Raw genomic sequence first — 16,150 nt, forward strand, 5'->3', positions numbered from 1 at the left:
CACCATTGAGATTGCGGTCTTTGGTGTCCTGTGCGCCACTGAGGATTCTGTGCCTTGCGGAGCTTTCATGCTTGGGGGCGATGCCGAATTGAATCATGAAAAGGTTATACACAATTTCCAGCGTGACCGCCGGCTCGTAACTTCTGCAATGTCTTGGTAGCGACATGAACCTCTTTGAGTCCCCGCCAAATAGCCTTCGCGCTTGGTTCGCCATTGCCCTTGCGGCCGAGGAATCCGCTCAGGCGTGCGATCAAGCGCAGCACCTCGTTGAGCCTGCGCTTGGCCGGCTGCCGATGTCGGTCAGCAAATACACACCGCGAATTTCATCGACATCGAACAGCGGTCCGGCATCCAGATCGGGGCAACTGCGGCCCATGTGCATCAGATGGGCGATTCGCCAGGCCACGACCAGAAACAGCGCCAGCGCGCGTTCGAGCCGTTCGATCGCACCGGGTTGCAGCGCCTCGGCACGGCAACCGTTCTTCAGCACGTTGAACAGGATCTCGATTTCCCAGCGCGCCCGATACCAGTCGATCAGTTCGATCGCTTCCAGCAGCGTCGTGGCTTCGCGGTTGGTCAGCATGCGCCATTCGATTGGCTTGACGCCGCGTGGTACATCAAACTCACGCGCCACCACACACGTGGCCGCTACGCTTTGACCAACGCCTGGCGGCAGTTCGATTCGCCGCAACCATACGTGCTGACGCACCTGGCGTGCCTTCACGCCGTGACGCGAGCTCATCGTGAAGGCAATCTCGCCGAGCGGTGCGCCTTCTGTAGTTGCCGCCCACAGCTTCGCTCCCTCGGGCAGTGCGCGGTCGTGGGTCGAGCGAATCAGGCAATCCGCCGGCGTGCCCAGCTCCTGCGCCCGCACCTTCAGCGCGAGCATGCCTGCCTCGCGATTGGCGACGTGCACCAGTCGCATGTGCGGCCGGCTCGATGCCGTTTCCGCTACCCGCTCGTAACCCTCGATCCAGCGCAGGCTTTCCTTGAGGCTGCCGCGCTTGTCCTGCGCGTCCCTGGACGCGCGCGCCCGCAACCACGCGTCGAGTACGCCCAGCGGCACCCTCTCAGGCGTCACCGCATAGGTCGGATGCAAATGCATCCCGTAAGACAGTGGAGCAAGGCCCGCGGCCTGCCGGCCGTTGAAATCCAGTTTCGTGGTGTCCTGCAGGCACAACACGACCGACTGAGCGGCCATCCGTTGCTCGGTTTGCCGCCAGTGCGGCTCCAGAATTGCACTCCACTCGACCTCACCGTTGTCGAAGAAGCGGTACGCCGCCATCGTTTCGCCCCAGCCCCGACACGCCTGCGGCACGCCAGCCGTCGGCCTGGCCGCCAATCGTTCCATCAATGTCCTCGCTCGCCTATTCAAGTGCGCGTCGCCAAGGTCGAGGTCAGCAAATTCGGTTTCCGTCCAGCACGGTGCTTCCAGGGCCAAGGCGCTTACGCAAAAAGTGAGAGTAAACGCGACGCGCCGAAAGCTTACAAGCCCCGGTCTATCTCATTGCTCGACGACGGGCCGTTCCGGCCTACGGTTGCGGCGGGCAGACTTCTGTAGACGACGATGGGGTAACGGGGGGGGGGCGAGGCGTAAGATGGTCGAGATTATTGCTGTCAGGACGTTCCGATGAGTACGGGAAGATGGGAGCGCAATCCTGATGCACACACCGCCTATCCGTTGAGGCGAAGGGGAATGTGCCCGACGCCGTGCCTATAAAGCGAAGTTTGGTGCGCCGCTTCAGTGCGTCACAAGTTCCGCCGTAGTCATCCATTGACTAGTCTTCCATCTTCCAGGGGGTGAGCTTCGCGTATTTTTTGGCGCGCGCGTTCGTTGGCTTCGTTAAATAATTCTACTCGGAAGCACGGTGTAAATCAGTAAGTATGGCAATTTTTATGATTTTATTTCATTCGTTTCTTTGGGGGGCATCTGTACTGGTCCGATGTTGTTCGCCCCATAATATTGCAGCCCGCGCCTTTCGCTCGGGAGCTGACGAATTTCGCGGGGCGTCCGATTGAAAAAACAACTAATCAAATCATGTGCTTAAAATGGTTTATTGGGAGGGGTACGGTGGTGACGCTGTGGCCTTACCCGCTTATCGCTATGGTATTGTGGTCTTGAATACGACTCACAACAGATCGTGGACGCCGCGCGTCATACAGTCGCCCGGGTGATGTGCGTCTGCCAGCTTTCCGCTTGGCATAAGTCGGGCTGCAGTAATAGAATCTGGCAAGTCCATGACAAGCGCCATTGATGGCAGTTAGCCTCATGCAGGAAATCCTTGCAGTTATTGTGCTATTGACCACTGCTTCGCTCTGTCTGAGTTTGCTCATATTTCATTGCATTACAGGTGTTCCCCCGATGTCGTCAACTGCAGCGGAGGCGGCTGATGTCATTGCATTATTTAAGAAAGTTGGTCTGCCGAGGCACGCAATCGTATATGAGCTTGGTAGTGGATGGGGCTCGCTCGTCATTGCTCTGGCAAGGGAGTTTCCAGATGCGTACATTCGAGGTATCGAGATGTCGCTGCTACCCCACTGGGTAGCGCGCTTTCGGACTCGTGGTATGCGCAATGTATGCCTGCAACGGGGCGATTTCCACGAGATCAATTTGTGCGACGCCCAAGCAGTGACGTGCTACTTGATGATAAAGCCGATGCCGAAACTGGCGATCCTTCTTGACAACATGGTTAAGCCCGGTACCCCGGTGGTAGCGCTTACTTTCTGGTTTCGCGGACGGGAAGCGGCAGCGATCCGGCAAGGCCCAAGGTCGCGCGGCGCGGCCGCCTTATATTTCTGGCCCGCACGCAAAGTCCTGCGAAGTGAGGAAGTTCGCTGTAAGTAGGATTCGTCCTGAGAAGTCTTAACAAGTGCGATGCGTGTCGCCGTCCGTCGGACGTGAATCGTCAATGTAGTGGATGGGAAGCCTCTTCTCTCCTTGGTCACACTCAATCACCCGGCGTTTACGTTCGATGATGTCGCCTAATTCTGCTAACAGCTCTAAACTAAGAGCACTTACCCAGCTGTAGGGACATGCCCAGTAGGAAGGGCCTTCACAATACTTGGCGATTGTCGGTTCACGATGGTAACGTATCGCCGACCCGCTGTGCTGGCGCGTTGACCATCCGATGGCATCGTGTCGTCCCGGTTCGCATGGCTTGCGTTGGCTCGCGGCAGTGAGGATATCGTCGAGGGTAGGACGTTCATAGAGGCATGCTCGTGTCACCATCGAATCGTGCTGCGCGGGGCTTTGAGTTCGTTCTGGCTGGCGACTGTTCGCTCCTACGGCAGCGCACGTCGACTTTTCACGTCGCATGAGTATCCTAATCTCGCAGTTCACTCGAGTTGAGGGGCGGCTCATGAACGCGTGACTAAATGACCTTGGCGCCAATGGGGCAGTGTTCCGAAACCATCGAATAGATATCTATCGGACCAGACACCGAAAAGGACGATGTTGCCCTTGCGCATCGCGCGAAAAGACGGCTTAATCAAAGAGATTTGTGTGCGATCAACCGAGAGCGTATTCGAGATGCGTAGAGAGTTCTCCACCAATCCGGAACGGTAGAATGAGGTATTTGATTTCATTATATTGTTTGATTTTGCTCGCGGCGTGTTCGTTGCTGACTAGTAATCCGGCGCGTCTCCAAGGCAATGCGACGAGGGTTGCACCAACCCCGAAAGCCACCCCTGCAACAAAGGACTTCACGCCCCAAGTCACCGAGTCGAAGCCCGAAGCTCATAAAGCAAGGAGTGGTGCACAAGGTGATGTCGCGAATTTAACGCGGCTGCTCAATGAGGTAAAGCTTGTAGAGCTGCGAACTACCTACAACGGTAGCTACGGTGCAGCCCTTTTTTTCTGGCCGACCGAAGCGACATATTATGTCGCCCTATTTCAAGGGCGGCATTTCTGGCGTGTACTAAAAATGCAGGACGATATGCGCGCGGAGCACATCTATATGAGTTTCGCGGACGACACACGGAAACTGGCAGAGGTTGAAATTCGGCGTACTAGGCTAATGGCGCAAGAGCAATTTCTTCAGCGCGAAATTACTCTTTCTGAAAACCGAGTCAAGCGGCTAGAAGCCGATCTTAATATTGCGCGTGAGCAGCAGGCAAATGTCGGCGCGCGTCAACGCGCAATTGAGGCAGAAGCCCTTATCCTTAAGGGCCAAAAAGATGACGCGTTATCGCGGTTGCGTCAAGTCGAACAGCGGGTCATGCAGCTACAGAGTGAAACTGAGGAGGGGTTCGAGGTCCCTAACCGAAAGTAGCACAATGCGTCGCCTGCCGCGCCCAATTCCATAGGTCACGGCGCCACCACAATATGGTCCGAATTCTGCGCGCGGTAACGCGATCGAAGATCGTGCAGCGCGTTTTCAGGTTGTTGCGGGCGACAGCATGCGGCTTTTCGAGGGGTATCATTCCGGCCAATGCGGTGCACGGCCGAATGCGCAGCTCAGTTAGCGCAAGCGCACAGCTCCATATGGGGAGATGCCCAGAGCCGACGGCAAGCTCCGGATTGGGTTCGATGAGCGCCATAGACTGGCCAATGAGCGCGCACCAACGATTTGGACGTCGGTGTCGGTGATGGTCTCGTTATCCTGTTATCCGGGATCGGCCCGGACCTAAGCCGCTTCGCCATGGTCAATCACTTTTGTCCCTGGCTGGGGCCGTGCCCGGGCCAGGAAGATCAGCGCTAAAGTGCTTTCTTCGGGTGCGAAACGCTCGGCCAGCCGGGCGCGGCGGGCACTGAAGATGGCGGCCATGGGCTCTCGGGTACAGCGACTCCTGTGGAGCAGAGTTGCATACCTGTTGCCTTGACCGAAGTAGCTACACAGATGGACGCGCCCGACGCGGCCCTCCCCATAGCGTCTAGCCATGGACGCTCCGTTCAATGGCCACTGGATTGTTACTCGGCTCGTTACGTACGTAACCACCACAGTTGCGCGAAATGCAGCCCAAGAGAAACGAAGCGCTGTGTTCAACGGACAGAATTGTGAGGATACGATTCACTTCGCATTAAGCCGTAAGTGCGCAGGTAAAGCGTATAGTTCTTGATCCGTCGAATGAACCCGCGTGTCGCTGTTGTCAGCTTCCGTTAGTGCTTCGAGCGTGAAGCCAGCATCAGCCGGCATCCGCCAACTCGGTAAAACCCAATCGCATGACGTCTTCCCAGGTCGCACCAAATCGTTGCGTTCATCGCCTTACGTGTAAAGAACATTTCGACCGTGAATTAACGATATCGAAACTACGAGACCGAGCGGCCTGCGATGGCGAGCCGCGCAGCCAAACCTTGACGCCGCGAGGTCATTTCCGCTTCATTGCAAAACACGTGATGGCACGATTTAAGGAAATCGCATAATAATATGTATTCGCGATCAATTGCCGCCACATAATGGACGGCGCTCATCTCGATACGATGGATGCGTGGCTGGGCGGTGTGAACCTTTGTGTGATGGATGTCGCGCTTCGCCGAGTGGACAGTGTGCTGTGCTTGCTGGGATTGGCATATGGGCTGCCGCAGAAGGGACAGTTCAGCGTGCCGTTATTGACCGCGACCCTCGCCAAGCCGGCGCACGAGGATACGTGTTGTCGCGCTCACAGTCCCTGCTTGGCAAGGGCCTCTGTCATTCAAGACACGCTTGCCGTGAAAGGCGGGAGACCGGCGTCAACCGGCACATGTGATCCTTTATTGTTTAACGAGGAATACATATGAATTCAACCGTTATTGAGGTTATCGAAAAGGGGGCTGTGGCCCGAAATCTTCTGAAGCAGGCAGGCATCGCCCCCTTCTTGGTTGACAGCATCACCGAGGTAGCGATCAACCGACCAGGCGAGATTTGGACGTACGGAGCAAATGGGTGGCAACAGCATGATGCCCCCGCGTGCACTTTGGATGCTTGCTTGGGGCTGGCTAATGCACTGGCCGTCATGAAGGGTGGCAGGTTCTCGAGGAAAGAGCCGATTCACTCTGTGGTGTTGCCCGAAGGCCAGCGCGGACACATGCTTATGCAACCGGCATGCGAGCGGGACACAATCTCAATCACGATTCGCATACCTTCGAATCTTCGGTACTCCGTCGATGAGTATAAGCGCAATGGTTGGTTTGATGGCTACCGCGATGCATCGCCGCAACCTGACGCAACATATCTTGATATATTGCAACCCGTCGAGCGCGAGATGCTTGAGGCGAAGAGCGAGCGCAATGTTACGCGTCTGCTCAAACTTGCTGTCGACAACCGGATGAACATCGTACTTGCCGGTGGCGCTGGATCTGGCAAGACGACGCTGACGAAAGCGTTGTTGGATCTAGTTCCATCCGGCGAGCGGATTGGCACGATCGAGGATGCGCCAGAGTTGTTGCTGCCGCATCATCCGAACAGGGTACACATGTTCTCCGCCGGTACGCTGACAGCGAGGGATGTCGTGCGTTCGACGTCCCACATGAAATTTGACCGCGTATTTCTCGCTGAACTACGCGGCGATGAGACATGGGACTATCTCACACTACTTAACTCCGGCACGCCTGGTGGTATCACCGCGGTCCTCTGCAACGATGCGCGCTCCGCCTATCCGCGGATTGCATCCCTCATTAAACAGAGCGTGATGGGACAGTCACTCGACTGGCGTTTCATCATGGACCAAGTGCGCGTAACGATTGACCTCGTGCTTTTTATGCGCGATAAGCGTCTGTCGGAGATCTGGTACGACCCAGTCGGTAAGGCTCGTCTATTGAATGGAATATCTTGAATTCTCACGCAGGGAGGCAGCTACCAAGGGGCGGTGTGCCAGTGGTTCTACTGTCGAAGGCGCTTCGCGCACGACATTTCACTCTCAGGGGATGGAGAATCTAATTCGAGTCGCTGGCGGCAACATCAGGGCGTCGATTGACAGTTGACGTCCGCGTATAATGCGTAAGAGCCTCACAACGCTTGCAATTACCCACTTCTTTTTAGCGCGAGTTCATGGCCTTTCTGGATGTCAGTCAGACGTCGCATTCCGCGCCACATTACGGCATTGCCCGGCGGAGGGTCGTTGGCGCGCGCAAGATAACCACCGAGCTGAGCGAGCCTGATAACGTTGCGCGCGAACGGCGGAGCCTGCGCGTTGTGGGACGTATCGTGAACGAGGTGTTCAAGCAGTTCGATTTCGGTGTGCGTGAACGTGAGTCCGGTTGCGGCCCGCGGCGCCGATCGCCCGGGCATGGTGAGCCAGAATATGCGCCTGCTCAGGATGCAAAAGACTGCGATCAGGTTGGTAGCCTGTCGGCTGTGCGAAGCCGGGACTCCTCGGCTTTGCAACCCGATTTCAGAATCTTGTGGAAGGTCTCGATTTTCCAGCGCATAGCATACCAGTCGAGCTTTTCGATCGCCTCTGCACGAGAGCGGACCGGCAGGTTGGTGATCAGCGTCCTTTCAATGCGGGCACGCCCGGGTGGCGGATCGCGTTCCTGTGCGTGCAGGACCGTTAGCTGTAGCGCAGTTCGAGCGTCGCGGTCATCGGGCGGCCTTTCGCGTCGCGAAGCTCGACGCGATGGGGCCCCTTGAGCTGAACGTGCTGCATGGCTTTGGAGATCGTGTTCTGCCCATCTCCCGCGAGCCTGTCGAAGCAGGTGCGCACGAGAAAGTGGGTGCGAAGATCGTATGCGATGCAAAGCAACTCGTAAATGCCGCTTTCCCGATCGCCGATGTGAATGCAACGCACAGGATCGTCGAGAAGTCCCGTCGACTGGCGCGTGTTTTCAAGCCAGCGCCAGCTTTTCTTTTCCTCGATCGGTACGCGCGTGGGATTGATATGGCGCTTAAGCTCATAAGCCCCCTTGAACTGCTTTCTCGTCCAGAACTTCACTGCAGCCAGGCCAAGTGGCAATCCATCGGCAGTGACAACAAGACTCGAATGCATCAGGATGCCGCATTGCGTGAGCGGCTGTCGCGGACCCACGCCATAGTTTCCCGTTCGCAGGGTCGTCTTGCCGGTGTGGCCGATGAGCTCGGGACGCTCCCGTTGGTACGAGAATGTGGTCGTGTCCTGCAGGATCAGCACCGGCCCACCGGTGGCCTTCACACGTTCAGAGCTCGCCTGGAAATGCCGGATATCGTGTTCGCTGACGCGGTCATCGGACAGGATCCGGCAGGCGCCCTTGGTCGATGCCCAGTCCTGACACGCGAACGGGATGGTCTGCCCCATGCCGTTCCACAGCTTCTCAAGCAGAATTGCGAAGCGACGGCGCAACCGCGTGTCCTGGAATTCGCTTCCCCGGACCTCAAGATTCATCCACAACCGATCATCCGCCTGTCGCTTGCCGGCCATATCGCTTACGCATGGAACATGACGTATGCCAGGTTGATATGACTTCCTGTGTCAAGCGGGATCGGTTTTAGATTTTCGATGCTCGAGTATCCTGAGGGCGACGTAGCAGTAAATCTCGACGGTGGATCACGCTGATATCCGCGGGTTGGCTACCGCATTACAGAGGTCCGCCCAATGAGCCTTTCGCTACCCGTGCGCCGGGCTACGCCGCCTTCAGGACACTCTTGCATGAGTGGTTATGGGGATCCGGGCTCGGGTGTCGCGTCACGTCATAGGCATCTGACTCTCGGCGGGTAGGGCGAGCGACATCGACAGTCGGCAGATGTCCCAGAGGGATCTGCTGAGTTCGCGGGCGACAGCGACTATCACGACATTCTTCTGCTTGCCGCGTGCGACGAGTTTGCTGTAGCGTCGGCACAGGCGTACCTACGCGTCCCACGCGCGATCAATGATGGGCTTGGGCAAGCCGTCGTGCCGCCGCTGTATATCGAGGCTGACTCGTGCCGGGTGCCGATAGCTCCAGGCCGCTTCAACCAGCAGTTTTCTCGCATAGCCGTTGCCGTTTTTGGTGATGCTGCCCTGGCGGCGTTTGTCACCCGAGGAATGCTCGGATGGCGTCACCCCCAGCCATGCCATCAACTGGCGTGGGTGCACGAAGCGTGACAGATCGCCCAGCTCGGAGATCATGCCCACTGCCGTAGTGAACTGCACGCCACGTATTGCCTGCAGACCCAGGACGACCGGATAGAGGCGCCAGCTGGCGACCGCCTCACGGAGCGCGGATTCCAGCCGGTCACATTGCGCGAGCCGGTCCTCGATCGTGTGCCGGAGCTCCTCGAACGCCAGTTGCTGCCATTGACTGTCGAACGAATACTGGCTGATCCAGCGCCGGTGCGCCGCGCCCCAGTCAGCACAGGCGGCATAGCGCACGCCGTGGGAGAGCAGAAAGGCGTTCATCCGTTGGCGCGCACGCTTCAGGTCGTCTTCGGCACTCGTCCATGCGAGTGCGAGATCCCGGAATGCTTCATCGTCGACGCTGGGTACGTACACGGCCGACAGGTCGCCGGCGCGCAGCGATCGAACGAGTTTCACGGCGTCGCGCCGGTCTGTCTTGACCCGCTCGACTGGTTTGCGGGGAATCAGCGATGGCGCGCACACCATGCAGTCGAATCCCTTCCGGATGAGGTGCCGGTAAAGTCCATATCCGCACAGCCCGGCCTCGTAGACGACGCTGCCCCGTCGCGCTTTGGAGTGCAGTCGCTTGCACAGGCGATCGTTATCGGCCTGCGTCGTGCCGATCTTGCCGAGCACTTCGACCTCACCTGCGCTCAGCGCGTAGGCCACCGTGATCGAGTCCTTGTGTACGTCCAGGCCGACGTACAGCGTGCTATCGTCTTGCATGCTAGGCTCCGTGCCGGCAATCGCCGGGTGCGGCCCTGTCCGCACCGTGCGGCTCTGACAGCAATGCTAACCCGCGTTTGATTCCCCACGGCAGGCTAGCCTGCCTTACGGGAAGTCATACTGCCTACCAGGTTTCGCGGCAAGAAATGTGGGTAATTGTAAGCGCCGTGAGGCGCTTACAATAATGCTGGCGGGCAATTGCTGTCAGTGCTGGAGTAGCAAGCGCCGACCTGAATGTGCAGAAGGTGGTTGGACGCTGACGTTGATTTCCGATTCGAAGTCTCAACGCGAAACCTTGATAACCCTCGTCAGCAGCAGATTTGATGGCGAACGCCCAAAGACTCATTCATTAACCACCCCTTACCCACGATCGCGTTTTCGCCACTGTTTTCGTGGCACGTGGGTGAAACAGTAACTGCTTTGAGTGCGCTCGCACATTGCCATTTACAGTAAGCGCGGCGGCATGGTCGCATGGCGCGGATTGTCTCAGCAGCTACGTTGCCATTGCGGGGTTCAGAGACGCGGGCACATGTGAGTGCAGATAGGCTGTGCGCACCGCCAAGTCGAACGATGGATCGCGGGCGAGCAGGCGCCCGTCAACCGTGACTGTCCAAGCCAGACCACAACGTAGGCAGACAAGGCGCCGGTCCTCCATTAGATCGGCATACCAGCGCCAAATTCTTGCGTCCTCTGCGTTGGCGGTCGCGGCGGCTTGCATTCGAATCAGTTCGAAATGGGCGTGGGATTTCATTGGAGGCTACCTCTTTGTCATATGTAGGCGGCTGCCGTGACGCAGTGAACGTCCGCGAGGGAGGGTAATCTGCATCGCCAGTTAGCGCTCATATCCAATACTTCGGATTATTAAGCGTTCGCTAGTTGTGGAAGCGTAGGCGGAGCGAGCCGCCAATCGGTAAGTTTTTGATTAGCGCCAACATCTGATAATCCAGTGTCTTCGCAAGGGCCGGAGGCACATTGTTTGTGGCCGCTGCAAGCCCGAGGCGCATGGTATTGCAGACCAAAACGGCCGGTCGCGCTACGATTCGTTGCAGACGAAACCGTGCGTCTGTCACCAAACATTGCCCCGACCCGTGCGAAACAGAGTACTCGAATTACCCGAATCGCTACTCCAATGCATATGGAGACTGCGGCGAAGCAGGCACTGCCGGTGAAATTCCAGTCCATACGCTCCATGCGGCACTCCAATAACGCGTTTGGAAAGACGCGAGATAGCTTGAAAGCAGGCGTAATACATACGCCATGCTTTTATGACTACTCCTGCAAAGCGTTGCATTCGCAGACTAGAACATACGTGAAATGATATTCGCGCATGCTCCTCGTGGTTTGCGCTAAACAGAAGTTATATAATTTTCCAATCGTGCGGGCTTTGTCAATGGTTCCAGTCGCCCGCAGTGTGAGTCATTTTTCGTCTCAATATGCTGTTTGAATGAGGTGATTTTTTTTAAAATAACTGGATTACGTTATAAAAAATATTTTTGATTTTTGGATCTTAAGAGAATAATTATTGGGGGTATTTCTTTGGACGGAAGGCGGTAGAAAAACATGAAGGCTTTGGGGGCGAGCATGACGTTGAGGCACTCCAGGGCATCTCGCGAAGCGTGTGCGTAAAGTATCAGCTGGAGCAGCCCCGTGCCGACGGTGTGCGATCTTCGTTGGCAGTTTGCCATTGAGCGGCAGGCGAAAGTTTGATGGGGTGCGATGCAACATCCGGTTAAGAGTCGCTTGTCGGGTAAGGACGCGACGTTACCGTCGCGTCCTCCTCTTCTAAGGACCGGACAGGCGAGTCACCCCGCATCCGGCTCAAGTCATTCTTCAGCACCACGGTGTGGCACCGAACAACTTGATGGAGTGTTTTGCAGCTCGACGGCGGATGAGGTACTACGTCGGGATGGCCACTCGGACTAACAGGCATTAAATTATGGAGCCGCAAGGAGTTTACGGCCAATTGAGGAGAAAGAAAAGCTTCCGGCGGATTGAGGATCTGCGGCAATCAATAACTCGACTCGGCAATCCGCATCGCGGCGCCGCGAGAGCGATAATCTCGAGCTTTTCTGCGCTGCGCATAACCTTGAATCACATTTTCTGGTGCGCTCCTGCAAGAAAAGGTTGGCTGGTGATGGGGAGCATACTGTGTCAGATGTAATGTCGGTTCCGGTTGTCGCTGCACAGCCTCATATGCACTCCGTCAGCCGGACAACAGACGTTGTGCGATTCCTCCACGTCGGTACCAGGCCACATGCTCTTCAAGCCTGTTGCACCTCCAGTCGGCTCGCCACGTTGGCCGACACTCCCGTAGTGCCCTCAGCGCTTTGACGCGCTCATCGCCCGTTGAGATGCACCGCAGATACAGCCACGGCAGCGCCTCGCTTACCCGGGGCGACTTCCTATGCCCGCTCTCGATAGACCGGCGACTGCCTTTTCTGTATCCTGCCCAAAGTGGATGGCTTGTTGCCTGAGGATTTCCCAACACAGCTGGTGCCTCCACCGAGTTCAAACTCCCGCCTCAACTCCCCGTACGTTAGTTTCGACAATAACTCGACTGCCGGCACTCACAATGGGCTGGCCGTGACCTTTGCTATTCGCTGCCACATGCCCGAAACCATCAAGAAGTTTTCTGCACCGTCCACCGAGGAACGCCTCGCCAACCTGAAGGACACCCTAAACCTCACAGATCCCGCCGAAAGGCGGGGCCTGGGAACTCCTAGCGCGCTCCCGCGCCCCGAAATGTTGGTGGGCTTGCCGCAGACGGAAGCCGGTACGCTGGGTAGCGCCCTGCGGGATGTCGCGTCGAAGGTGTTTTCGCCGTCAATGCCCCGGAAGCTTTGGGATGCTGCCTTCACAGTCCATGGCGCCCCATGTACCTCCGACCTGGAAGACGAATCCGCCCCGCCGATCTTGCTGGCTTTGGACTTGGCCGACAGCCGGGCCCGCATCCGCGCGGACCTCCCAGCCCCGGAATCTTTGACGATTCCCGCTCCCGAGCCAGGCCAGACAGATGGTGCCTTCATTCGTACCCTGAAGAAGCATGGCATCGATTCAGAGCTTGCGGAAAGGTTGGGGCAGTGGGGTAAGGGACTTCGCACAACTCGAAAACGAAACTGGGAGGTTCTCGAATATTTCAGATCTGGGGGGGAGTTGGCGTTGAAGTCTGGGCATGGACCTTTGCCTGCTGGCGGCAGCCCGTTGATGGGTACTGTTTATCGCCTTGCTCAGCTCGGGGGAACGCCGCTAGCGATCACAGTGTTTCCACCCGTCACAGCAGCGCGAAACATCCCGAGGGAAGCACCCCGTATGCGGCCGAACAATCCCTTGCAGTCGCATCGCATACCAATGCCGTTCGGGTTGCACGGCAATCCATCGTCCGTCACATCAACCGCCGACGTCGGAGGTACGTCGTCAGTCACTGATGCGCTGTCTCTCCTGCGACTACCGCTGGATGGCCATCCAGCCAGCGACAACACCGCCCTTGCGGGCCCTGATACGAGACCTGTCGCGCAGCACTCCGCAGACGGTAAGCAGTCGTTGAGCGTTTTGGCCGGCATGTCCACTCGGGATGGCAACGTCGGCCTCGTTACTCCGGGTGATGCAAAGCTCGAGACAAGGAGGAAGCGGGCCGACAATCACCCATCTCAAGAGTCGTTGAAAAGCGAAGCAGATGCCTCATCGGTTCCGGATTTGGTGCCAAGCGAGGAGGAGGTTCTCGCGCAATATCTAAGAGACAAAGGCGTGGCTCCCTATGCGATGCTCAGGCGAACCGTAGCGAATTTCTATCCCCAAGAATGGGTAAGGGCTGGAAAATGCAGGGACGGCAAGGCGCATTGCACGTATGAGAATACGCAGTTGGAGTTGTACCGGGAAGAGACGCCAATTACTGTGAGTAGCATTATCACGAGAAAAATCACGCAAACGCATGGATTGGAGTATGCCAAGGATATCTACGCTCCCGTATTCGAGAAATCACTTGACAGCTATAGGAAGATGATTCACGACATCTTCAATCTGGCGTGGCCAAGCTATGATATCGACCCAGATTCCGGTCCGATGCGCATTGTGGCACTCGGGCAGTTCCATCAAGGGCCCACGCGAAATAGTCTGCGCCAGGTTAGCAGCAGCGAGGGCATCGGATACGTGCTGCAGGCGGAAAGCGGGAAGTTTTTTTACATTTCGACTGCTCGGGGCCATTTGCTACTTGAAAAGATACCTGAAGAACAAGGTCCCGCAGCGTTTGTGGCCGAAAAGTGGCAGCTATTTTTCAATGCGCATGGGTATCGCCGAGATTTACCAGTTCAACTGACCCTTCGCCGAACAAAGGGTACGCCTCGCCAAGCGGTCGAAGATGTCGTCGACGAGTACCTGGACCTTATCCGCCCGCATGTATATGCGGAAAAGACCGTGAAGCCGGAACTCGAAAGTGCGGTAAAGGACGCGAAGACGGCGCTCCCGATCGTAGGCCCCTATTTTGGACTGAAGTACGCTATCGAAGACGGAAACGTGGTGGAAGCGGTTTTTCACGGGGCTGCCCTTTTCCTGACAGTCGGCGGGACTCTCAAATCGATAATTCCGAAGCCATTTTTCAGGTTTTCGTCAGCGGCAGCGCGAAGCGCTTTGGGCAAGGTAACTTCCGGATCCGTGCTGTCAACGTTGATTGGAGCAGGCCGGAGATTGACGCCAGTGAAAACGGTATTAGTTGATGGAACATACCAAAGTTCGAAGATGATATGGAGAATCAGGAAGCACCGGTGGCGCACATACTGCATTGGTCTTGCGAGGCAGCGCACGAAAAGAGGAGGTAACACGAGCTGCCTGCGGCTTCTGAAACGGAACAGGTTGCTAGGCCACCACACTCAAAATCGAGCGCGTCTGGAGCCTTCTCGTCAAGGAACATCGCGCCAACCTCATCGTGCGCAAATTGGCTCCGGCTCAATCAGCAAGGTATACGAACTTGACAGCGGGCGTGTTCTAAAGGTCTATAACCATCGAGTGGACGCTGACCACTCGAGTTCATACAATCAGGCTGTGACAAGTGCAGAGGCGTTTAGTCGGCTCTACGGAGAGAAATCAGCTAGGGTAAATCTGATCCCTGACCCGATCGATCCAACCAAAAAAATCGTCCAGCTTGAGATGAAGAAAATAGATGGAAAATCCTTATTTTCAGTCCTCAAGGAGGGAGACGATAAACTTGCGCGAGAGATAATTGCTCATTACCCGGATGGCGCCGAAACCATCGCAAGAGAGCTGGTGGAAACTCTAAAAAAAGGTGGAATTGTCCACAACGATATAAATCTTGGCAATGTTATATATGATAGCGGTGCAAAGCGTTTTCACATCATTGATTTTGATAGCGCAAATCTCTACGGCCCTGGTGTTCTTGATGATCATCAGACTGCAGGTATGACAAGAAAGCTGATTCACGATTTCAATGATTTTGCGAGCATGGCCAAAAGGAAGGGATTACTGAAAGGCTAGAGGTTGGACGAAGGTGCTTTCGACAATCAGTGCGTTTGACGAAGCGTTTAGCCTCGGTGCTCGAGAGAATTGTATGGTTGCCCGCTTCGATGAACGCACGGCATAGGTGCGGATTTCGGTTTTTCGAGCACAAGAAGGCCAAGACCGGACCGGTGATCACACGCAATGCTCTGGCGCGCAATCATGGCCCATGTTGCCTTCGCCTTTTTTGTGCGTCCGGTGCTTGCGCTGGCTGTCGACGCATCGTGCGTAGGACGCGAAGTCGCCGACGCTGGCGAAACGTCCAATCGTCGCGATTTCGAGGATGATGGCTGTCGCGAGAATCTGGCCGATTCCGGGTGCTGAGATCAGCAGGTTGTAGTCGGTCCGGAGCTTGACCTTCTCCAGAAGGCGCTTTTCCAGAATCGCGATCTGCGAGGAGGGGATTGCGATCACCGCGGCACTTGCCTTGAGTGCGAGCGGCACATCGTCCGGCGGATGCATCTGGCTGATGGCTCCTCGTCTAGACACTGTCTATGGAAGGTCCACTCAGTCAGCCCCTTGGAGTAAAGCGAGAGTTCACAGAACCGTTTGCGAAAGGAGTACGCAAATGGATGCACCTCGCACGGCTCTTCGCGAGCAGGATACAACCATAACCGGATCACTGTATGTCGCCTTCGAACTAGGCGGCAGGAGCCGGAAACTCTTGCTGGGCAATGGGGTGCGCGCGCCGAGTCGCTGCGCAGTGGCCGCCCTATCAGGGTCTCTGGCCCCCTTGGACATGACAGTGCTTATTATAGTCGAGCTGGAATAATTCGGCGAGCCCGGTACAGCGGAGCTTTGAGGCCGAAATGGTGTTGTGAGATTGCAGGAACCTGGCACATTATCGTGAGAATCCTGCAAATTCTGATGAGGTGTGGATGGGTCCCAGGACGCCTGTGAAAGAAGGAGATTTCTTCCGGCAACCGCTGCGCGA

General features: G+C 56.6%; 6 protein-coding genes and 3 pseudogenes. 3 read left to right on the forward strand and 6 right to left on the reverse strand.

The window, feature by feature from the left end; all coding sequences use genetic code 11:
- Positions 1–104: 104 nt before the first annotated feature.
- Positions 105–1,441: pseudogene (locus HV796_RS36725) on the reverse strand (IS4 family transposase).
- A gap of 2,125 nt (positions 1,442–3,566) precedes the next feature.
- Between HV796_RS36725 and HV796_RS36730 the strand changes: the two are divergent.
- Positions 3,567–4,271 (forward strand): DUF2968 domain-containing protein, encoded by a 705-nt coding sequence (locus tag HV796_RS36730; RefSeq protein WP_175232766.1) that lies wholly within the window; start codon positions 3,567–3,569, stop codon positions 4,269–4,271.
- Between the two features lie 354 nt (positions 4,272–4,625).
- Here the strand turns inward: HV796_RS36730 and HV796_RS36735 are convergent, their stop codons facing one another.
- Entirely contained in the window at positions 4,626–4,766 is a 141-nt protein-coding gene (locus HV796_RS36735; RefSeq protein ID WP_175232767.1) for a hypothetical protein, read from the reverse strand.
- Positions 4,767–5,712: 946 nt separating this feature from the next.
- On the opposite strand from HV796_RS36735, the gene virB11 reads away from it, so the two are divergent.
- A complete protein-coding gene (virB11, locus tag HV796_RS36740; RefSeq protein WP_175232768.1) occupies positions 5,713–6,750 on the forward strand; it encodes a P-type DNA transfer ATPase VirB11 in 1,038 nt (345 codons plus the stop codon).
- A gap of 717 nt (positions 6,751–7,467) precedes the next feature.
- Here the strand turns inward: virB11 and HV796_RS43535 are convergent.
- From HV796_RS43535 to HV796_RS44545, 3 genes and pseudogenes are all read right to left on the reverse strand, one after another.
- Positions 7,468–8,274, reverse strand: a complete 807-nt coding sequence (locus HV796_RS43535) for an IS4/Tn5 family transposase DNA-binding protein (RefSeq protein WP_217478108.1) — start codon at positions 8,272–8,274, stop codon at positions 7,468–7,470.
- Positions 8,275–8,574: 300 nt separating this feature from the next.
- Positions 8,575–9,711 (reverse strand): annotated as a pseudogene (locus HV796_RS36750) (IS110 family RNA-guided transposase).
- A gap of 2,172 nt (positions 9,712–11,883) precedes the next feature.
- Positions 11,884–12,115, reverse strand: a pseudogene (locus HV796_RS44545) (IS256 family transposase); the annotation flags it as partial.
- A 179-nt stretch (positions 12,116–12,294) separates the two neighbouring features.
- Between HV796_RS44545 and HV796_RS36755 the strand changes: the two are divergent.
- On the forward strand, positions 12,295–15,195 hold the full coding sequence (locus tag HV796_RS36755) for a BUD32 family EKC/KEOPS complex subunit (protein ID WP_217478109.1): 2,901 nt from the start codon (positions 12,295–12,297) through the stop codon (positions 15,193–15,195).
- Between the two features lie 156 nt (positions 15,196–15,351).
- Here HV796_RS36755 and HV796_RS36760 read toward each other — a convergent pair whose 3' ends face one another.
- Entirely contained in the window at positions 15,352–15,678 is a 327-nt protein-coding gene (locus HV796_RS36760; RefSeq protein WP_175232770.1) for a transposase, read from the reverse strand.
- Positions 15,679–16,150: the final 472 nt, after the last annotated feature.

Source organism: Paraburkholderia humisilvae, assembly GCF_902859855.1.
In the GTDB taxonomy this organism is placed as follows: Bacteria; Pseudomonadota; Gammaproteobacteria; order Burkholderiales; family Burkholderiaceae; genus Paraburkholderia; species Paraburkholderia humisilvae.